Raw genomic sequence first — 19,375 nt, forward strand, 5'->3', positions numbered from 1 at the left:
CTTAATGATGGAAAGAATCATCGTTTACGATCTTAATGAGACCTTATACAAAAAATCTTCCAAGGATGAATTCTTCAAATTCATCTGTTATAAGAAAGATTACAAATTAATACATTCGTTTCAGTTGGCATGGATGTACCTCCTGTATTCTTTAAATCTGGTGAATAAGACCTATTTTAAGGAAAATTTCTACAATTACTTAAAAGGCATTCCTCCTCATATAGTGCAAAAATATGCCAAACAATTCTGGCAGATAGAGTTTCCCGAACATTTCCGGAAGGATATGATTGAGAATATAAAGAGCCATACTCAAAACGGAATAAAAATATATATAATTACCGGCGGCTTTGAGATCTATACCAAATATATGGAAGAACTTCTGCCTGTGAAGGTTTTGGGAACCCGGACGCGCTATGAAGATGATAATTATAAAATTGAAGGGGTAACCTGTAATAATGAAGAAAAGATAAGGAGACTTAGGGAAGATGTAGATGGCGATTATATACTTCTTGCAGCCTATTCAGATGATGACGAAGAAATTCTCTATCATGCTGAGGAGGGATATTTACTGGATGATGAGGGAAATCTTGAAAGGGTAAATAAATAAAAAAATCCGGCCGTAAGCTTTGCTCCTGGCCGGATTCTATATTAAAAAAATTACAGGGATCAGCCTTTGATCTCTTTGGTTTTCTCCCTGGGAAGCGATTCGAATCCCATATTGTAGAGGGTGAAGCCAAAGATATCTGCATACTCTTCAATGATCATGCTGGTAGGTTTTCCTGCACCGTGGCCTGCCTTTGTTTCTATTCTTATAAGTACAGGTTCATCTCCCGCTTGTTTTTCCTGCAATTCGGCAGCAAATTTAAAGCTATGGGCTGGAACCACGCGATCGTCGTGATCTCCGGTTGTGACGAGGGTAGCAGGATATTCAACACCTTCTTTGATATTATGTACCGGAGAATATCCGTACAGGTACTCAAACATTTCCTTACTATCTTCAGCAGTACCATAATCATAAGCCCAACCGGCTCCGGCAGTGAAAGTATGATAACGTAACATATCCATAACCCCTACAGCGGGAAGTGCTACCTTCATAAGATCCGGCCTTTGCGTCATAGTGGCTCCTACCAGAAGCCCTCCGTTAGACCCTCCGCGAACGGCAAGATATTCGCTTGAGGTATAATTGTTCTCTATAAGGTACTCGGCTGCGGCGATAAAGTCGTCAAAAACATTTTGTTTATTCAGTTTGGTGCCGGCATCATGCCATTCCTTACCATATTCCCCGCCACCGCGTAGGTTAGGAACGGCATAGATTCCCCCCTGCTCCAGCCATACGCTCATGGCCGTACTGAATCCTGGAGTTAGACTTACATTGAATCCGCCATATCCGTATAGGATGGTCGGGTTCTTGCCGTTCATTTCTGTTCCCTTCTTGTATGTAATGATCATAGGAACTTTCGTCCCATCCTTCGAATTGTAAAACACCTGTTTGCTTTCGTAATCTTCAGGATTAAAATCGATGTTGGGTTTGTTATATACTTCAGAAGTACCTTCTTCGATATTGTATTTATAGATAGTTCCCGGGGTCACGTAGTTGGTGAAAGAATAATAGAGAACATCTTCATCTTTTTTGGCATTAAAGCCTCCGGCAGACCCAATTCCGGGAAGTTCTACTTCCCTTACGAGGTTACCTTCGTAATCGTATTGTTTTACCTGGGAAATGGCGTCTACCATATATTCGGCAAAGAAATAACCTCCACCCGTTGATGGACTTAATACGTGCTCGGTTTCAGGGATAAAATCCTCCCAGTTTTCAGGAGTAGGATTTGAAGCGTCTACCGTCACAATTCTTCGGTTTGGAGCGCCAAGATTGGTAACTATATAAAGCTTACTGCCATCATTATCTATCACATAACTGTCTGTGTCAAAATCATCCAGAATGGGAACCAGTTTTGGATTTTGTTTTGTAAGATCCATCAGGTAAAGTTCACCTCCTGATGTGGAATTTCTTGCTGAAATTATCAGGAAGCGGTTGTCTTCGGTCACATTCCCGCCAACGTAACGTCTCTTTTGTTCTTCAGTATCGCCGAAGATGACCTTATCCTCGCTTTGGTCTGTCCCTAGCATGTGATAATATAATTTATGCTGATCGGTCTTTGCCGAAAGTTCACTTCCATCAGGCTTGTCGTAACTCGAATAATAAAAGCCTTCATTCCCTTTCCATGATAGCCCGCTGAATTTCACATCTTTTATGGTGTCTCCCAGCAATTTCCTGTTTTCTGCATTCATCACGATCACCTTTCTCCAGTCGCTTCCTCCTTCAGAAATAGCATAAGCTACCTTTTTTCCGTCTTCAGAAAAGCTCATGCCCGCCAGAGAAGTGGTACCATCTTCGCTGAATTTATTTGGATCCAGAAAAACTTTCGGTTCGGCATCTTCTCCCTTTTTACGGTAAAGAACACTTTGATTTTGCAGGCCGTCATTTTTGAAGAAATAGATATAATCCCCTTCGGTAAAGGGAGCTCCTAATTTTTCATAGTCCCATAACTGTGTTAAGCGCTCTTTCAGTTTATCCCGGTATGGAATCTGTTCCAGGTATCCGAAGGTAACTTCATTCTGGGCCTCAACCCAGTTTTCGGTCTCCTCGCTACGGTCGTCTTCGAGCCAGCGATAAGGATCTTTTACTTCCGTTCCAAAATAATCGGTTACGGTATCTACTTTCTTGGTTTCAGGATAGTTCACAGCAACAGATTCAGTTTTTTTTGATTCATCGTCACAGGAAATAAGTACACCTGCGGCAAGAATCATGGTTATCATTTTTTTCATAAGAGTTTGGGTATAGATTTTCAAATTAATCATGTAAAAAGGCCTGAAACAGATATGTTTTTCAGGCCTTTAAAGATATTTAAATATTTGAAATCTTTATACCAAATCGTTGTCTATTAAGTATTCAGCAATTTGTACCGCATTGGTGGCCGCTCCTTTTCTTAGGTTATCAGCGACGATCCACATATTAAGAGTGTTGGGCTGTGAATAATCTCTTCTTATTCTTCCCACGAACACGTCGTCGTTCCCCTCAGCATAGATAGGCATAGGATACGTGTTCACTGAAGGATTGTCCTTCACCGTTACACCCGGAAATTCGTTAAGAAGCTTTCTTACTTCAGACTCATCAAAATCCTTTTCAAATTCAATATTCACAGATTCTGAATGGCCTCCCACAACGGGAATTCTTACGGCAGTAGCAGTCACGTTTACAGACTCATCGTCCAGGATCTTCTTGGTCTCGTTGGTGAGTTTCATTTCCTCCTTGGTATATCCGTTATCCTGAAATACATCACAATGCGGCAGGGCATTGCGGTGAATAGGATAAGGATAAGCCATCTCGCCTTCGTCACCGGCATATTCGTTTTCTAATTGTCTTACTGCTTTTACTCCCGTACCCGTAATAGATTGGTAGGTAGAGACTACCACTCTTTTAATCTTATATGAGTCATGAAGAGGTTTTAAAGCCATTAATAGCTGAATTGTTGAACAGTTGGGGTTGGCGATAACCTTATCATCCCTGGTAAGGAGTTGGGCATTGATCTCAGGAATAACCAGTTTATTTGCCGGATTCATCCTCCAGGCTGATGAGTTATCGATCACCGTGGTTCCTGCATCAGCAAACTTAGGGGCCCACTCCAGGGAGGTATCTCCTCCGGCAGAGAACAGTGCGATCTCCGGTTTCATGGACACCGCGGTTTCAAGATTTACCACTTCAAATTCCTTACCGGCAAATTTTACTTTCTTTCCAACAGATCTCTCTGATGCAACGGGAATAAGCTCTGTTAAAGGAAAACTTCTTTCTTCCAGCACCTTTAGCATTATATTTCCTACCATTCCCGTGGCTCCAACAACAGCTACTTTCATATTATAAAGTATTTTTAAAATTTTGACTGCAAAGGTATTAGTTGAATTTAAACCTGATGTATTTCGGCTAAAAAATATCAGGATTAGGTGTCAATTTATACGTATTTATACATTTTGTTAAAAAAATACCCCGATTTTCATCGGGGTTAAAGTTGAAATAAGTAGTGTAGCGGTAAGCGTATTTCTTTATGTATTCTGTTTGCGTAATTCGTCTCTTATCTCAAGAAGGATCTCTTCCTGGGTTGGTCCTTTTGGAGCCGGAGCATCTTCTACATTTTCTTTCTTTTTGGTCTTCTCATAAGATCTCAGCACCAAAAATATAAAAAAGCCAATGATAATAAAATAGATAATTGCCTGAATAAGATTACCGTAGGTAATCACGGCTGCTTCAGCTTCCTGTGCCGCATCCAGGGTTTCATAATTATTTCCATCAAGAGAAATGAATTTTTGGGTGAAATCTATTCCACCGGTGAAAACACCAATTAAGGGCATGATGACATCGTTCACCACAGAAGTTACTATTTTATTGAAAGCTGCGCCAATAACCACGGCTGTGGCTAGCATGACAATATCCTTTTGAAGCAGGAATGTCTTGAAATCTGAAAAAAAGCTCATAAGTGTTGATTGAAGTAGTTAGATAAACCTAATTTAACTAAAAAAACACAAACTTTCTATGTCAGGGTTTTTCCGGAATGATTTTTCTTGTGACTCTTCGCTGAATACCGGTGATGAGTTCATACGAAATTGTGCCACCGGCCTCTGCAAAACTTACCGGATGTTGAGGTCCGCCAAAAATGATCACTTCATCACCTTCTTCACAATCTATTCCTGTAACATCTATCATGATAATATCCATGCAAACATTCCCTACAATGGGCGCATACTGCCCATGAACCATAACCCCGGCCTTTTGTTTGCCATAGATACGATTAATACCATCGGCATGTCCCACGGGAAGGGTGGCGATCCTGCTCGGTTTTTCCACTTTGAAGGCCCTGTTATAACCAACGGTGGCTCCTTTATCGAGTTTTCGGATCTGTGAAATAATTGTTTTAAGAGTGCTTATTGGTTTAAGGTAAGGATCTATATTCTCGTCGTTCCCGTAGCCATAAAGTCCTATTCCGCTTCTCACCATACTAAAAGCGGCCTTAGGATAATTGATGACACCTGAGGTATTGCAGATATGCAAAAGAGGCTCGTAACCAAGTTTTTCAATCAGCTGCCAGCTCATTTTCCTGAAAAGGTCTATCTGTCCTACTGTAAACTCCCTTTCCTGCCAGTCTTCACTGGCTGCAAGATGGGAAAATACCGAAGCTACTTTAAGGGTGGGTGTATTGGTGATAAGTTCATATACGATGGGAATTTCAGGTTGATCAAATCCCAGTCGATTAAGGCCGGTGTTTAATTTTATATGTACGGGATAGTCCTTCTGCTTAAGTTTTTCAGCAGTGGATATAAAAGCCCTTAAGATCTTTTCACTATACAGATTAGGCTCCAGGCAATGTTCGATTATACTTTCAAAATGAGTGAACTGCGGGTGGAGCACCAGGATGGGTTTGGTGATCCCATTTTCGCGTAATCGAATACCTTCTTCCACGTAGGCTACTGCCAGATAATCTGTACCAAGTTCTTCCAGTTTTCTTGCGATCACCACCGAATCACTTCCGTAGGCGTGTGCCTTTACTACTGAAAGGAATTTTACATCCTTATCTATTTTTGATCTTAAATAACGGTAATTATGTGCCAGTGCTCCCAGATCTATCTCCAGGACGGTTTCTTTGGCTTCAGGCATTTTCTTCTTTAGGTTTGGATTTCAACTCTTCAGGCTCTTTAACATCGATCTTTTTTACACGTTCTTTCAGCATGGCCTTATAGTAAGCTCCGCGGCTAAGTGGTTCATATTCTTCATTTTCTCCAAGGAAAACAAGCTCATCGTTGATGGATTTTCTATAACTGAACTGTGCCAGATTTCCGGTACGTGTACACACAGCGTGCACTTTGGTGACATATTCTGCCGTAGCCATCAGGTTAGGCATTGGGCCAAACGGATTCCCTTTAAAATCCATATCCAGGCCTGCCACGATCACTCGAATTCCTTGGTTTGCCAGATCGTTACACACGGTCACGATCTCATCATCAAAGAACTGGGCCTCATCTATACCTACCACATCACACCCATCGGCAAGAATACGTATGGTAGAGGCTGAAGGCACGGGTGTGGAACGTATTTCATTAGAGTCGTGAGAAACAACCATTTCTTCGTCATATCGTGTATCTATGGCAGGTTTGAAGATCTCAACGTTCTGTTTTGCGAATTTTGCACGTTTGAGCCTGCGGATGAGTTCTTCGGTTTTACCGGAAAACATCGAGCCACAAATTACTTCAATCCAGCCAAATTGCTCTTCGTGATTTACTGTATTTTCGAGAAACATTTTGTATTTTTCAAATCGAAACGGTAATTACCGCTCTTGCATAAAGGTGGAACAAATTTATTAAAAATACAACCCCGGGAAGGGGCTAATCGTTAAAGTTATAAAACGAAAGTGGCAGAAAAATTGCATAGAATGCATATATACTGCCCCCAGTTGATTTTGACGAATAGAGGATAAAAATTTTAACAGATGAAAGAGAAAATAGAAGCCGATCTTCTCCAGATTGCCGAAGCCATCCTTAAGGATAAAGGCAGGATGGATACTGAAGAATTGAAACAGAAGGCAAAGGACCTTTATGAAAAACTTACCATCCTGGCTTTTACAGAAAGACATCTTACAGGCCCCGTGGCCGAGACTGCGGTTGAAGAGTCCACAGCAGCGAAAGAGGAAACCATAGAAGAGGAAATAGAATTACCTCAACGAATTGCTCATGTGCAACATTACGATGAATTATATCCAGACGGTACCGAGTACAATGAAGATTCTGAGTCTATCACCGAACCTAATACCGAGAAGATTAAAGATATAGTCGCGCAGATGCCACCCGAAACCGAAAAGGTGGATAGTATGATGAACCATATAAATACTGAAGCACCTAAAAAACCTGAAGTATCTAAGCCAAAAGAATCGCCTAAAGAGGATAAAAAGGATTTCAGAAATATAGGAGTGGATTATGATAATCTTCCGGATTTTGAACCTGTAAATAATGTTCAGAAAGACAGCAGGCCACGTTCACTGAACGACCGACTCAAGAAAGGCATAAATATAGGTTTGAATGAAAGGCTGGCTTATATCAAGCATCTTTTCGATGGGAATACTGCCGATTACAATCGTGTTCTTTCCCAGCTTAACACATTTAACAGCCTGGAAGAAGCTCAGAAATTTATCGATAAGATCGTAAAGCCAGATTATAATAACTGGGAGGGCAAGGAAGATTACGAAGAGCGCTTCATGGCCCATATCGAAAATAAATTCAGTAAATAGTATAACCTGTGTATGGGAAAACTTTTTCTGGTGCCAACACCTATTGGCAATCTGGAGGATATAACCTTGAGGGCGCTAAGAGTCTTAAAGGAAGCCGATCTGATCCTTGCCGAAGACACCCGTAACAGCGGAAAACTTCTTAAACATTTTGAAATCTCGACTCCCATGCAAAGTCATCATATGCACAATGAGCATAAGACGGTGGAATCTATTGTATCCAGGATCAAAGCAGGGGAGACCGTGGCTCTTATTAGCGATGCCGGGACACCGGCAATTTCAGACCCCGGGTTCTTACTTACGCGGGCCTGTGTGGAGGCTGGAGTTGAAGTGGATTGTTTGCCTGGCGCTACCGCATTTGTGCCTGCCCTGGTAAATAGCGGTCTTCCAAACGATAAATTTGTTTTTGAAGGCTTTCTTCCTGTTAAAAAAGGCAGGCAAACCCGATTAAAGTTTCTTGCTGAAGAGACCAGGACCATGGTGTTTTATGAATCACCCCATAAATTGCTAAAGACACTGGGAAATTTTGTGGAATATTTCGGAGCAGACAGGAAAGTCTCCGTTTCCAGAGAGATTACGAAATTACATGAAGAAACCGTAAGAGGAACTTCCGCTGAAGTACTTGAACATTATACCGCGTACCCACCAAAGGGGGAGATCGTGATTGTGGTGGAAGGTAGATCCTGATGCAAAATCTGTTATGTAAAATAAGAGAATGTCGGGTTTGTGAAGATCATCTTCCGCTGGGACCTAATCCTATTATAGAGGCCTCCCAAAATTCAAAGATCGTATTAATAAGTCAGGCACCCGGACGTATAGTTCATGAAACCGGAATTGCCTGGAACGACCAGAGCGGAAAGAAGCTAAGGGAATGGCTGGGTGTGGATGATGAGATTTTCTATGACACCGAAAATTTTGCCATTCTGCCCATGGGATTCTGTTATCCGGGAAAGGCTAAGACAGGCGATCTTCCACCCAGAAAGGAGTGTGCTCCCTTGTGGCACGAAGAGGTCTGGGAGGAAATGGGAAACACCCGGCTTAAGATCGTGATCGGTTCTTATGCCGCCAATTACTATCTGTCTGGTAAATCAAATCTTACTCAAAAAGTGAAGAATTACCAGGATTATCTGCCTGAATTCTGGCCGCTGCCGCATCCTTCTCCTGTGAATCGGTTTTGGCGCAGTAAGAATCCGTGGTTCGAGGAAGAGGTAGTTCCAGAACTTCAACGTAGAATTGCTGAAATATTAGGTTAAAAATGAATTCCTGTAATTCGATTTTTACTACATTCGGCTGAATCATTATTATATCTTATCTCTATGCGCTGGACCTTAAAACCCAAACCAGATTCTATTACCGTAAATGCACTTTCAGATAAGCTTGGAGTGGGGTTGCCGGTGGCAAGGTTGCTGGTTCAGCGGGGAATAAAGAGCTTTGAGGAAGCTAAAAAGTTTTTCCGTCCGGAACTTAAGGATCTCCATGATCCTTTTTTGATGAGAGACATGGAGCGTGCGGTAGAGCGTATAGAGCTTGCGATGGCAGGGGAGGAAAATATTCTGGTTTACGGAGACTATGATGTAGATGGTACTACAAGCGTGGCTCTCATGTCTTCTTATCTTAAAAGAAGATATCCAAATGTCGCAACTTACATTCCAGATCGTTACGAGGAGGGCTACGGAGTTTCGTACCAGGGAATAGATTATGCGGCCGATAATGATATAAGCCTGATAATCGCCCTGGATTGTGGGATAAAAGCTATTGAAAAGGTAACCTACGCTAAGGAAAAAGGAATAGATTTTATCATTTGTGACCACCACCGTCCCGGCAGCCAGATTCCCGAAGCAGTCGCTGTACTGGACCCCAAGCGTGCAGATTGCAATTATCCATATGACGAGCTTTGTGGTTGCGGTGTAGGCTTTAAACTTATCCAGGCCCTTGCAATACGTAATGATGAACCCGAGGAAACCCTGCTGCCCTACCTGGATCTGGTTGCAACAGCCATTGGAGCCGATATTGTTCCAATCACGGGGGAAAATAGGATCCTTGCGTATCATGGTCTACATGTGATCAATGTCGCTCCGCGCAAAGGTATCAGCAGTTTACTGGGTGACCGAAAGAATGTGAGTATTACCGATGTAGTCTTTATCGTAGCTCCGCGTATAAATGCTGCCGGAAGGATGAAGCACGGTCAGCATGCCGTGGACCTGCTTACAGAAGAAGATGAGGAAACCGCCAGGAAATTTGCTGAAGAGATAGAAGCCTTTAATACCGACAGAAGAAGTGCCGATAAATTCATTACCGAAGAAGCAAAGCAGCAGATCATAGAACAAGAGGAGGAAGAGAGGCTTACTACGGTTGTTTATAGCGAGAACTGGCATAAAGGAGTGATAGGGATTGTGGCCTCCAGACTTACCGAAACCTGGTACCGGCCTACCCTCGTATTTACAAAAAGTGGTGAGAAGCTTGCAGCTTCAGCCAGGTCTGTGAAAGGTTTTGACGTCTATGAAGCGCTGGAAAGCTGTAAAGATCATATTGAACAATTCGGCGGACATAAATATGCAGCCGGATTAACACTTCTTGAGTCGGAGTATGAAAACTTCAAAAGAAAATTTGAAGAAGTGGTTTCTGAAAGTATTGATCGGAAATTATTAACTCCTGAGATCAGCATTGATGCAGAGATCGACTTGAAAGATATAACTCCAAAATTCTATCGTATTCTTAAGCAATTTGCTCCCTTTGGGCCTGGGAACATGTCACCGGTATTTTTAACCCGCGGTCTTACCGATACGGGATTTGGAAAATGCGTGGGAGAAGATAAAACACATCTAAAGTGTAAAGTGAAACAGCAGAACGGGCCGGCATTTGATGTAATAGGTTTCAACCTGGGTTCAAAACTGGACCTGATCAAGGATCATAAAAGATTTGATGCAGTCTATTCCCTTGATGAAAATACCTGGAATGGGAATACGACGATTCAGCTCAAGCTAAAGGATATAAGAGAAAGTGTTTAGAATTTAAACTTTTTCAGGTCTAGTTTTTCTCCGTCAAATTCGGCATAGGTATAATGAGTGATCCAGTCACCGGTATTTATATAGGTGGATTTCCCATTCAGATCGATCTCAAGAGGAAGATGGCGGTGCCCGAAAAGAAAGTAATCGTAATGTTTTGATTCCAGTTTTCGCTTGCAATACTGGATAAGCCATTCCTTATCTTCGCCCAGGAATTCGATATCCTCCTCACCAGAGATAGCCTTGTTCTTTACAGAAAAATACTGCGCCAGTGGTACACCAAGATCAGGATGTAGCCAGCGGTATAGCCATTGAGCTAAAGGATTGGTAAATAGCTTTTTCATTCGCTTATACCCATGATCACCAGGCCCGAGCCCATCGCCATGGCCTACCAGAAAGCTCTTTCCGTTGAAATGAAATTCTTTGGGTTTACGATGAACCGGAATGTTCAGCTCTTTTTCAAAATAATCATCCATCCAAAGGTCGTGATTCCCAACAAAGAAATAAACAGGGATACCGCTATCCTTAATTTCTGCTAATTTCCCAAGTGTTCTTACAAAGCCTTTGGGAACTACGTGCTTATATTCGAACCAGAAATCGAAAAGATCACCAAGCAAAAATATAGCTGCTGCGTCTTGCCTAATTTCATCCAGCCACTTTACAAAGATAGTTTCTCGTTCCCGGCTTTCTTCCATTGTGGGAGCACCAAGATGATTATCGCTTGAAAAGTAAATTTTTTTGCCCTGGGGGATATTCATAAAATATTTTGTTCGAGGTAAAGATATGAGATTTCTCAGAAAAAGCTTTAAGCTATCAGCCATAAGCTAAAAGCTAAAGAAAAGCAGAACTCACAGGTTATTAAAACCTGTAAGGTTTCAACAGAATCTCTTTTTTGGAAATTTAAAACTTTCAGGGCTTCGGAATTATTTTATAAAAGAGGAGCGGAGTAAAGTTTTCCTTAAGGAATAATGAGATTTCTTCGCTTCGCTCGGAAGGACTTAAGGCCTATCAATTATGGCTTAAAGCTTAATTATCACTAGCATACCATTCCGCAAAAGAAGTTTCGGTCTCCTGAAGTTTTAAAGAGTGCAGATTAATATGCGAAGGCAGGTGTTTTTTGATCTTTTCGGCAAAGTCTATCACCATATTCTCACTGGTAGGCTGGTAATCCACCAGAATAATATGATGGCCACGATTTTTTAACTCCTCAGCAAGCTCCAGGTGTGGGGTGTTTTTATTGAAGACCGTTGCATGATCAAACTTATCAACGATCTCATTCTTTACGATCTTTTTCAAGTCCCCAAAGTCTATCACCATCCCAAACTTCACATTCTCACTATCTGTGATGGGTTTTCCAATCACCGTTACACTGAGTTTATAACTGTGACCATGCACGTTCCTGCATTTTCCGTCATAACCATATAGCGCATGTCCGGTTTCAAAAGTGAATTGTTTGGTGATCCTGATATTACTCATTTCAACATATTTTGCTACAAAGATAACTGATTTTTTTAGCCTGAATTTTTAACATTCACGATTTGATTTCTGGAGTATATTTGCGAAATTTTTATCGATATGATCCAGCAGGAGGTAGAGCTTTTTGAACAACTCGATTTTACGGAGAATCCGCTTTATGAGCGAATAATATCAGATATTGTAGAGAAGAAATACAGTATCATTGATAATTTCTTCGAAGAGGCTGAAGTGAACATTTTACGGCAGAGTCTTCTTGAGAAATATGAGGAGGATAATTTTAAGAAGGCGGCAATAGGAAACCGTACCAATGAGATCATCGTAAAGTCTATTCGCGGGGATTTTATTCTCTGGATTAACGAAGCTGACGCTGGGGAGGCAGAAAAGGTCTATTTTAATAAGATAAACTCATTGGTGAATTACCTGAATCGTACCTGTTTTATGGGAATCCTCACCAAAGAATTCCATTATGCCCTTTATCCGGAAGGGACATTTTACAAGCGCCATCTGGATACTTTCCAGAATGACGGACGAAGAAAGCTTTCCATGGTGTGTTACCTGAATGATGAGGACTGGAAGCCGGAAAATGGCGGGGAACTTACAATCTATACTCAGGATAATGGGAAAGAAGATGAGATCAATATTTATCCTTATCCGGGAAGAGTGGTGATCTTTGAAAGTCAGGAGCTGGAGCATGAAGTTAAACCGGTTAAGGTACCACGACTGAGCATTACTGGCTGGTTAAAAACCCGCTGATCACTTTCTGAATTTCTTATAAACAAAAACTCCAATAAGAATAAGTGCAAGGATGAGCCAGAAACCCATACCGCTTAAAAAACTAAAAAATTCCCAGGTTTCCTGATCCATCAGTTCTTGTTTTTTCGTTCATGTCTTACTCTCCACCTGTAGCGAGCATAATAGAACAGTGCCAGTAGCAATAAAATGGCGAGGAGGTACCAGAAATTCTCGGTGATGAATTCTCGTAAGGTCCATCCCCATTCCTGTATATCGGTTGGGTCTTTGTCTTTAGGGAGGTGTTCCTGTTGCATTGTTCTATTTTTTAAATTTAGCCAGGGCCTTCTTTGTAAAATCAGAGAGGACGAGTTCACCGGAAACCGCCGCCCTTTCATATAATAGATGCTCCCAGTTGCCTGTATCTTTCCAGAGTATTTTTTTCATTTCTTCCAGTGCAGAGGGATTGTAGGAAGCCAATTTTGAAGTAAAGATCTCGATTTCCTTATCCAGCTCTTTTACATTTTCAAAAACACGTGCATACAAACCTTTTTCCTTTGCCCAGTATGCATTCTTCCATTCATGTGCGGCCAGACTCAATTCTGCAAGGGCATCAATTCCCATCTTCCTTTCAACGGCAGGGGCGATCACAAATGGCCCTATGCCTATGCTTAATTCAGAAAGTTTAATGGCTGCGGCATCGGTTGCCATGGCATAGTCGCATGCGGCTACAAGTCCAACTCCTCCACCAACGGTCTTTCCATGCACCCGTCCCACGATTAGTTTTTTACAGGTTCGCATTGCATTGATCACGTTGGCGAAACCTGAGAAGAACTTTCTTCCGCTCTCCAGGTCATCTATCTCAATGAGTTCATCAAAAGAGGCTCCCGCGCAAAAGGCTTTCTCTCCTTCAGATTTCAGGATAATGACATTTACATCTTCATCGTTTGAAAGTTTCCCTATCTCGGTCTCCAGTCTATCAAGTAGCTCTGAAGGAAAGGAATTGCTAGCAGGATGCCCGAATTCGATCGTGGCGATCTTATTTTCAATATTAGTATATAAACTTCCGTTCTCGCGGCTGGTGGTCATAAAATTCCAGTTTTTACCAAAGTTAAGGATATTGCTTAAAAGCGGAAGCCTACTTAACAGAATCTAAACTTCCTTATGCAGGTATTTTCTGCGGAAATAGACAACCAGGGTACTACTCCTTATAAGCATCCAAACGAAGAAGGCGATCCAGATCCCGTAAAGTTTCAGTCCAAAATAGTCTGAAATTACCAGGGCCGGTGTAAAGCCCAGGAAGGTCGCAACAAGTAATACGTTTCTCAGATATTTTGCTTCCCCAAGGCCCTTAAAGATTCCATCGAACATAAAAGCGATGGCATTTACCGGCTGCATTAAAAGGACCATCCAGAAGACTGAAGAAAAGAGTGCAAGCACAGTAGCCTCTTTGTTGAACAATAGGCCAATTTGCTCATAAAATAATGTGCAAAGCCCCATTAGTATCAGAGCTATCAAAACAGCATATTTGCTAATCTTCTTGCTAAGCTCCCACAGGTTCTTATAATCCCTGGCCCCAAGCAATTTTCCCCCAATCGCATTTCCGGCATTTGCATAACCATCAATAAAGAAACTAAAGAATAACCAGATGTTCATCAGAATACTCTGGGCGGCGATGTAATTCTTGCCATAGTCGGTCGCGTAGGCATTTGCAAGATAAATGGCAAAATTGAGGGCGGCCGTGCGCACAAAGAGATTAGCGGCCATTAATAGCAGACCCTTCATCCTTGGATTGATATTAAAACTCAGTTTGAGATAAAAAGGAGTCTTTTTAAAGAAGAACCAGAAGGCCATTATAAGCATGGTGGCCTGCGCTGCAAGACTGGCATAGGCAGCTCCTTTTAGATGCATTGCAGGAATAATTCCGTCAACTCCATACACCAGCAGGTAATCAAGGGCCACATTCACCGCAGCACCGGTAAGACTGCATTTCATGGCCCACAATGTATTCTGAAGCCCTCTGAATATTCCAAATATCGCAAAAGTCACCAGAGTTAGTGGGTATCCCAGGGCACGTATCTGGTAATAGTCCTCGGAATATTGTAAAATCAGGCCTTCAGCATTATAGGCGCTGAAGATGGCCTTTGCAAAAAAGGCAGTAATCCCGTATATGGCCAGGCTAAACAGAAAGTTGAAAGCTATGGCCTGCGGGATCAGTGTCTTTACTGCATGTAAACGGTTAGCACCTAGATGTTGAGAAACGATCGCTGAAATGGCTGTTTTGGTCTGGGCCACTATCCAGATGATTGCCGAAAGAAAGGAGCCCACGATCCCGGCCGCAGCCAAAGCTTCCACCGAATTTTCACCCACATTTCCAATCACCGCTATATCAGTTAGGGAGATGAGCGGTTCGGCAATCCCCGCAATAATGGCCGGAATAGCGATTTTGTTGATATTTCTAAAACTTACTGAATCTGCCAAGTAACTGGTAAATGAAAAGCAAATATAGAAGCTAAGGTTTTAAATAAGCAACTCATAGCAGTAAAAAGGATGTTCGCTCTGCTTTGGAAAATATATATTCCCTAATCTCTGATATCCACTTGCTTCGTAAAAGCGATGGTTCCTTTTATTCTGGCTAAAAGTGTCCAGTCGCACGGATTCAAAATCGTTTCGCCTGGCAAGATCCTCAGCGAAATCCATCAATTTCCGGGCATATCCCTTTCCCCAAACCTCGGGATGCGTTGCCAGACGGTGGATGTAAATATTGTTGTTCGTCTTGCTAAGCCATTGAATGGGAATATATTCCTCGTCCATTTCTTCAGTGATGACAATGATGCCTAAAATTCGTTCATTCTCTTCAAAGATATATAGCTCTTCCTTATCAATATCTGTCTTAAGTTTATCGAGCGAGGGATAATGCTCGTTCCACTGATATATTCCTTTCTCACACATGGCCCTTGCGCAGGCTTCGGTAAGAGATTTCACCTCTTCCAGTTGATGGATTACGGCCTTTTTGATCATTATTTTTCTAAACAATAAAAGATTTCCATATTTCAGAAAAATTATTACATTTGCTCCCAGTCGGGGGATTAGCTCAGCTGGCTAGAGCGCTTGCATGGCATGCAAGAGGTCATCGGTTCGACTCCGATATTCTCCACTAAAAAAACCACTGTTTTCGCAGTGGTTTTTGTTTTTTTAATCGTCGTCAGATTCTCCATATTCATCCCACAGAGCCTTGGAATCTGTCTTTAGAAAATCGATGCTTTTATTTATTATATGTTTGAATTCCTTTGGTAGTTCTTCACCATTCCAGGGATGCTTAGTTCCAAACACATGGTCGGCATTTTCTACTAAGAGCAGTTTGGGTGCCGGGCTCCACTCGAACAGGTTACCGGCTTCCCCAATGGAGACGCTTGTATCACTGCTTCCGTGAGCGATAAGATGAGGTATTTCAAGTTTTTTAGCGGCCTTTTTAATGCTAAGACGCTCTTTATTTTCCTTAAAATTCTTATAGAACTGGTAGTGATGAGGTAATTGCTGGCCTGTCCTGGTATTTACGATATACTGAACACCTTTCTTCTCCCATGCTTCGAGTTTCTTGCCTTTCGGAAAGCGGGAGCCAAAATCTGATACCGATGCAAAGGTGATAAGTTTATGGATTCTTTTATCTTCAGCAGCTTTAATAAGTGCAATCCCACCCCCTCTGGAATGCCCAATAAGATTTAGGTCGTTAGCATCTACCTGCTGGGAGAATTTAAAATTAGGTAACAGGAGCCAGTCGATAACCGACTGCAGATCATCAAGTTCCTTTATATAGTTATTATCTCCAAAAGCTTCAATGTTCAAAAAATCTGTAAGATGATCCGGTCCGGTCCCGTTATGACTGAAATTGAATTTGACAAAGAAAAAACCTTCTTCCGCAAATTTTTCGCCCATCGATTCCCATGCGCCCCAGTCTTTAAAACCTTTATAGCCATGACAGAATATTACAACGGGTTTAGCCTTACCATCGTCCTTGAAAATGAGATCGGTAACAATTGGTTTATCATGCTTGCCTTCTATGACAAGATTTGTTTCTTTAGAAATTTCCATGGGTTTTAATTTCTTTTTCTAAAAATGGAATTTCCGCATTACAGATCTCCATTATTAAATTCTTTAATTCAGTTTGAAACAGGTCCAGGGTTTCCGGGGTTATTAATGGATCTTTTCTTCTGGATCCGGCTTCCTTCTTCTCGAATTTCAAAAATCCGGAACTTAGATTCTTAAAAGAAATGATTCCTGCTTCGGCGGGGAATGTAAGGTCTTTCTCCTGGGCAATCAAGCTGGTATAAGTTAAAACCTGAAAACTTTTGGAGTATTTGTCATAATCTTTTGTTATTTCCTCCCAATCCTCAACATTCAGGTTTCTGGATTCCACTTTCCCTGTTTTATAGTCAATTATTCTGGGTATCCCATTGCAGGATTCAAAACGATCAACCTTGCCGCGAAGATAAACCGAAAAAGGTAATTTTTCTACCGGAAATTCAATTTTGAGATCCTTTTCGATTTGGAGAATCTTCACTTCCTGCCCTTCTTTTAATCTTTTTAATTCAAATTTGAGAAAATTATGCAGGTATCGCTTGGCGACTTCAAAGATCAGCAGGTTTTTTCCTTTTTCAAGAGGTAGTTTACTATAGGTTTTCTCAAATTCCTTTTTAATCTGGTCATCAGCCTGATGAATGAATTTTTTTATCAGATCTTCAGAAATTACCTCTCCTTCATAAGGCTTATACAGATTTTCCAGAGAGTTATGCACAACTGTTCCCAGGGTATTAAAGGCCACGGTCTCTTCTATTTCCTCTTTATCCCGAACTCCCAGTATGTACTGATGATAGAAGTCTATGGGGTTTCTAATGTAAGTGGTGAGTGCCGATGGCGAAAAACCGGATTGGGCCAGTGACTTCAGTTTTTCCATGATCTCTGGTGTCTTTTTTATTTGGTTTAGTTCCTTTTTCACTCTTGGTACTTCCGGGCTCACCAGGACCTTCTTAAGTGTATGAGCCGGCTGTTTTTCAATCTCCAGCTGCGTAAGGAACCTGCTCTTTTCCCCCGAGTTCAGGCCTTCTGCTTCCGTATTATACAATAAATAGACGTTTTTGGCCCGTTGCAGGAGCCTGTAGAAATGATAGGTATATACAGCATCTTTTTCCCTGTATGTGGGTAGTTTATATTCCTGCTTCAGATCGTAAGGGATAAAAGAATTATCAGATTTTCCTGCCGGTAATACTCCTTCGTTAAGGGAAGTAATAATAACGGTTTCAAAGTCAAGCGCCCGTGATTCCAGCATTCCCATTAATTGCAGGCCTTTAAAGGGTTTACCCTGAAAATCCAGGGTCTCTGTACTAAGGATTTCCTTATAAAAGTCATAAAGACTGCCAACACTTTTTAGATGAGGGTATGTATGGTTTAAATTTTCGAGCTTATTGAATACCACGTGAAAATGATATAAAAACTCAAGGCCTATTTTATCCTCTTCCTTCTTCAGAAAATCTTTTACAGATTGGATTATCTGATGGAAATCCTCAATAAGTTTGGAGACCGAATCATTTTTTGGTGCAAAACAGGCTGAAATAAGAGGTCTTAAACTATCAGTAAAATGGGAAGTTATTTGCTCAAAGTTTAGATATATCAGATTATCCGAATGAATTTTATCCAGCAGATTATCGTTATAAGGATTTAAAATAGGACTCAGAGAGGGATGACTGATCACTGAAATGATATCCCTGAAGTAATTATTTTGGACATTCGAGAGGTGTATCTGGAACAGGCTTTCAAAAAGGGAATTCAAAGGCGCATTCTTAACGGGGAAGCCCATGGTGATATTCAGTTCTTCTATCACTTTGGGAAGGGAATTAAGTACGGGAAGCAATAACTCTTCTTCTCCCAGTACAATGGCCGTATTTTCCAACTCCTCTTTATTCAGCTGGGTCAGGATCTCACCGACGTATTTCGCCTGCCCGATATTCTTTGGGACCCCGATCATTTCTATATGTTTTGGTCGGGAATAATTATTAGTCAAGGCATTGTGAGCGGTGTTCTGATAATATTCCCAGTTTTTGAAATAATCTCTCATAAAGATGGATGCACCATGCGCCTTATCAGGAAAAAAGACCTCATCCAAATCCCAGTATACTTTGGCGATATTCTTATTCAACAGACATTGAATTATCTGCTGTTCAGCTGCATTTAAGGCATTGAAACCAATAAACACATGTTGCTTTTGGTTCATCGAAATATACTCATCTATTCTTTCGCTGGCTTCCCGATATATAAGCCCCTGGTATCCCTGTTTTTTATTTAAAAGTTTGTCACGCAGCGCCTCATAATAAACAGGAAGTTTTTTCCAAAAATCCAGGTAGCGTTTTATCAGGTCTGTTTTCTCATCCATTAGGTACCAGTGTTTCAGATCCTGAATACCCGATAAATAATCAAAGAAAGGTTTATAATCTATGAGGTAACGGTCTATCTCATTGAAATCATGGATAAGGCTTTGCGCCCAGGCTGTAAAGGTTTCAAATTCCTCCAGTTCATTTTCCGGGGTAAGATTTTTATATACCTCATAAAATTCAAAGAGGCTAATGGTATTATCTACCGGCTGTAGTCCTGAGATAAGCTCAGTGAACTCCTCAATACTGTAAATATCAGGAACGAAGAGCGTATTATCTGAGATTTCCGAAAGTTCCTGAATTAAATAGGATCCCGCTCTTTTGCTGGGAAGAATGAAAACAAGGTCTGAAAGCGGGACAGAGGTTTGCTTAAGTTCCTGTAAGACTTCGCGTATAAATGATTCCATACGCCTAA

The 19,375-nt window shown here is 41.3% G+C and carries 19 protein-coding genes and 1 tRNA gene; 7 read left to right on the plus strand and 13 right to left on the minus strand.

Features of this window, described 5'->3' with window-relative positions:
- Positions 1-4: 4 nt before the first annotated feature.
- On the plus strand, positions 5-607 hold the full coding sequence (locus tag EZJ28_RS11865; protein ID WP_131398112.1) for an HAD family phosphatase: 603 nt from the start codon (positions 5-7) through the stop codon (positions 605-607).
- A gap of 59 nt (positions 608-666) precedes the next feature.
- Here EZJ28_RS11865 and EZJ28_RS11870 read toward each other — a convergent pair whose 3' ends face one another.
- The 5 genes from EZJ28_RS11870 to EZJ28_RS11890 form a co-directional block, all read right to left on the minus strand.
- Positions 667-2,826: a prolyl oligopeptidase family protein gene (locus tag EZJ28_RS11870; protein WP_131398115.1), complete on the minus strand. Its 2,160-nt coding sequence runs from the start codon at positions 2,824-2,826 to the stop codon at positions 667-669.
- A 96-nt stretch (positions 2,827-2,922) separates the two neighbouring features.
- Complete coding sequence (locus tag EZJ28_RS11875; RefSeq protein ID WP_131398117.1) at positions 2,923-3,912, minus strand: aspartate-semialdehyde dehydrogenase; 990 nt, start codon at positions 3,910-3,912, stop codon at positions 2,923-2,925.
- Positions 3,913-4,098: 186 nt separating this feature from the next.
- Complete coding sequence (mscL, locus tag EZJ28_RS11880) at positions 4,099-4,527, minus strand: large conductance mechanosensitive channel protein MscL (RefSeq protein WP_131398119.1); 429 nt, start codon at positions 4,525-4,527, stop codon at positions 4,099-4,101.
- 61 nt (positions 4,528-4,588) lie between these two features.
- Complete coding sequence (gene alr / locus EZJ28_RS11885; RefSeq protein ID WP_131398121.1) at positions 4,589-5,704, minus strand: alanine racemase; 1,116 nt, start codon at positions 5,702-5,704, stop codon at positions 4,589-4,591.
- Positions 5,697-6,344: a thymidine kinase gene (locus tag EZJ28_RS11890; RefSeq protein WP_131398123.1), complete on the minus strand. Its 648-nt coding sequence runs from the start codon at positions 6,342-6,344 to the stop codon at positions 5,697-5,699. The genes alr and EZJ28_RS11890 overlap by 8 nt, the downstream gene beginning before the upstream one ends.
- A gap of 189 nt (positions 6,345-6,533) precedes the next feature.
- On the opposite strand from EZJ28_RS11890, the gene EZJ28_RS11895 reads away from it, so the two are divergent.
- From EZJ28_RS11895 to recJ, 4 genes are all read left to right on the plus strand, one after another.
- The gene (locus tag EZJ28_RS11895; RefSeq protein ID WP_131398125.1) at positions 6,534-7,328 is read left to right on the plus strand and encodes a hypothetical protein; all 795 of its coding nucleotides are present in this window, start codon (positions 6,534-6,536) and stop codon (positions 7,326-7,328) included.
- 12 nt (positions 7,329-7,340) lie between these two features.
- Positions 7,341-8,012 carry a 16S rRNA (cytidine(1402)-2'-O)-methyltransferase gene (gene rsmI, locus EZJ28_RS11900; protein ID WP_131398127.1) on the plus strand — a complete coding sequence of 224 codons (672 nt, stop codon included), beginning with the start codon at positions 7,341-7,343 and terminating at the stop codon, positions 8,010-8,012.
- Positions 8,012-8,578 (plus strand): uracil-DNA glycosylase family protein, encoded by a 567-nt coding sequence (locus EZJ28_RS11905; RefSeq protein ID WP_131398130.1) that lies wholly within the window; start codon positions 8,012-8,014, stop codon positions 8,576-8,578. Before rsmI ends, EZJ28_RS11905 begins: the two co-directional genes overlap by 1 nt.
- Positions 8,579-8,641: 63 nt before the next feature.
- A complete protein-coding gene (gene recJ, locus EZJ28_RS11910; protein ID WP_131398132.1) occupies positions 8,642-10,333 on the plus strand; it encodes a single-stranded-DNA-specific exonuclease RecJ in 1,692 nt (563 codons plus the stop codon).
- On the opposite strand, the gene EZJ28_RS11915 is transcribed toward recJ, so the two are convergent.
- Positions 10,330-11,088: a UDP-2,3-diacylglucosamine diphosphatase gene (locus EZJ28_RS11915; protein WP_131398134.1), complete on the minus strand. Its 759-nt coding sequence runs from the start codon at positions 11,086-11,088 to the stop codon at positions 10,330-10,332. The two genes, recJ and EZJ28_RS11915, sit on opposite strands and share 4 nt — an antisense overlap.
- Before the next feature lie 268 nt (positions 11,089-11,356).
- On the minus strand, positions 11,357-11,806 hold the full coding sequence (locus EZJ28_RS11920; RefSeq protein ID WP_131398136.1) for a 6-carboxytetrahydropterin synthase: 450 nt from the start codon (positions 11,804-11,806) through the stop codon (positions 11,357-11,359).
- A gap of 99 nt (positions 11,807-11,905) precedes the next feature.
- Here EZJ28_RS11920 and EZJ28_RS11925 point away from each other — a divergent pair, with 99 nt between their 5' ends.
- Positions 11,906-12,559: a 2OG-Fe(II) oxygenase gene (locus EZJ28_RS11925; RefSeq protein WP_131398138.1), complete on the plus strand. Its 654-nt coding sequence runs from the start codon at positions 11,906-11,908 to the stop codon at positions 12,557-12,559.
- Between the two features lie 110 nt (positions 12,560-12,669).
- Here the strand turns inward: EZJ28_RS11925 and EZJ28_RS11930 are convergent, their stop codons facing one another.
- From EZJ28_RS11930 to EZJ28_RS11945, 4 genes are all read right to left on the minus strand, one after another.
- Positions 12,670-12,852 (minus strand): hypothetical protein, encoded by a 183-nt coding sequence (locus EZJ28_RS11930; protein WP_131398140.1) that lies wholly within the window; start codon positions 12,850-12,852, stop codon positions 12,670-12,672.
- Positions 12,853-12,856: 4 nt separating this feature from the next.
- A complete protein-coding gene (locus EZJ28_RS11935; RefSeq protein WP_131398142.1) occupies positions 12,857-13,624 on the minus strand; it encodes an enoyl-CoA hydratase/isomerase family protein in 768 nt (255 codons plus the stop codon).
- Between the two features lie 63 nt (positions 13,625-13,687).
- Positions 13,688-15,016, minus strand: coding sequence for an MATE family efflux transporter (locus tag EZJ28_RS11940; protein ID WP_131398144.1), 1,329 nt, complete (start codon positions 15,014-15,016; stop codon positions 13,688-13,690).
- Between the two features lie 39 nt (positions 15,017-15,055).
- Positions 15,056-15,556 (minus strand): GNAT family N-acetyltransferase, encoded by a 501-nt coding sequence (locus tag EZJ28_RS11945; RefSeq protein WP_131398146.1) that lies wholly within the window; start codon positions 15,554-15,556, stop codon positions 15,056-15,058.
- A gap of 62 nt (positions 15,557-15,618) precedes the next feature.
- Here EZJ28_RS11945 and EZJ28_RS11950 point away from each other — a divergent pair.
- Positions 15,619-15,692: transfer RNA gene (locus EZJ28_RS11950), tRNA-Ala, on the plus strand.
- 38 nt (positions 15,693-15,730) lie between these two features.
- On the opposite strand, the gene EZJ28_RS11955 is transcribed toward EZJ28_RS11950, so the two are convergent.
- On the minus strand, positions 15,731-16,627 hold the full coding sequence (locus EZJ28_RS11955) for a S9 family peptidase (RefSeq protein WP_131398148.1): 897 nt from the start codon (positions 16,625-16,627) through the stop codon (positions 15,731-15,733).
- Positions 16,614-19,367 (minus strand): PD-(D/E)XK nuclease family protein, encoded by a 2,754-nt coding sequence (locus EZJ28_RS11960; RefSeq protein WP_131398150.1) that lies wholly within the window; start codon positions 19,365-19,367, stop codon positions 16,614-16,616. Before EZJ28_RS11960 ends, EZJ28_RS11955 begins: the two co-directional genes overlap by 14 nt.
- Between the last annotated feature and the right edge of the window lie 8 nt (positions 19,368-19,375).

Source organism: Gramella sp. KN1008 (assembly GCF_004332155.1).
Taxonomy (GTDB): Bacteria; Bacteroidota; Bacteroidia; order Flavobacteriales; family Flavobacteriaceae; genus Christiangramia.

Excerpts from the sequence above, each read along its gene's own strand:
- mscL (WP_131398119.1), bottom strand. The coding sequence starts at position 4,527 with ATGAGCTTTTTTTCAGATTTCAAGACATTCCTGCTTCAAAAGGATATT.
- alr (WP_131398121.1), bottom strand. The coding sequence starts at position 5,704 with ATGCCTGAAGCCAAAGAAACCGTCCTGGAGATAGATCTGGGAGCACTG.
- EZJ28_RS11955 (WP_131398148.1), bottom strand. The coding sequence starts at position 16,627 with ATGGAAATTTCTAAAGAAACAAATCTTGTCATAGAAGGCAAGCATGAT.
- EZJ28_RS11935 (WP_131398142.1), bottom strand. The coding sequence starts at position 13,624 with ATGACCACCAGCCGCGAGAACGGAAGTTTATATACTAATATTGAAAAT.
- rsmI (WP_131398127.1), top strand. The coding sequence starts at position 7,341 with ATGGGAAAACTTTTTCTGGTGCCAACACCTATTGGCAATCTGGAGGAT.
- EZJ28_RS11865 (WP_131398112.1), top strand. The coding sequence starts at position 5 with ATGATGGAAAGAATCATCGTTTACGATCTTAATGAGACCTTATACAAA.
- recJ (WP_131398132.1), top strand. The coding sequence starts at position 8,642 with ATGCGCTGGACCTTAAAACCCAAACCAGATTCTATTACCGTAAATGCA.
- EZJ28_RS11875 (WP_131398117.1), bottom strand. The coding sequence starts at position 3,912 with ATGAAAGTAGCTGTTGTTGGAGCCACGGGAATGGTAGGAAATATAATG.
- EZJ28_RS11925 (WP_131398138.1), top strand. The coding sequence starts at position 11,906 with ATGATCCAGCAGGAGGTAGAGCTTTTTGAACAACTCGATTTTACGGAG.
- EZJ28_RS11905 (WP_131398130.1), top strand. The coding sequence starts at position 8,012 with ATGCAAAATCTGTTATGTAAAATAAGAGAATGTCGGGTTTGTGAAGAT.
- EZJ28_RS11915 (WP_131398134.1), bottom strand. The coding sequence starts at position 11,088 with ATGAATATCCCCCAGGGCAAAAAAATTTACTTTTCAAGCGATAATCAT.
- EZJ28_RS11920 (WP_131398136.1), bottom strand. The coding sequence starts at position 11,806 with ATGAGTAATATCAGGATCACCAAACAATTCACTTTTGAAACCGGACAT.
- EZJ28_RS11890 (WP_131398123.1), bottom strand. The coding sequence starts at position 6,344 with ATGTTTCTCGAAAATACAGTAAATCACGAAGAGCAATTTGGCTGGATT.
- EZJ28_RS11945 (WP_131398146.1), bottom strand. The coding sequence starts at position 15,556 with ATGATCAAAAAGGCCGTAATCCATCAACTGGAAGAGGTGAAATCTCTT.
- EZJ28_RS11895 (WP_131398125.1), top strand. The coding sequence starts at position 6,534 with ATGAAAGAGAAAATAGAAGCCGATCTTCTCCAGATTGCCGAAGCCATC.
- EZJ28_RS11870 (WP_131398115.1), bottom strand. The coding sequence starts at position 2,826 with ATGAAAAAAATGATAACCATGATTCTTGCCGCAGGTGTACTTATTTCC.
- EZJ28_RS11960 (WP_131398150.1), bottom strand. The coding sequence starts at position 19,367 with ATGGAATCATTTATACGCGAAGTCTTACAGGAACTTAAGCAAACCTCT.
- EZJ28_RS11930 (WP_131398140.1), bottom strand. The coding sequence starts at position 12,852 with ATGCAACAGGAACACCTCCCTAAAGACAAAGACCCAACCGATATACAG.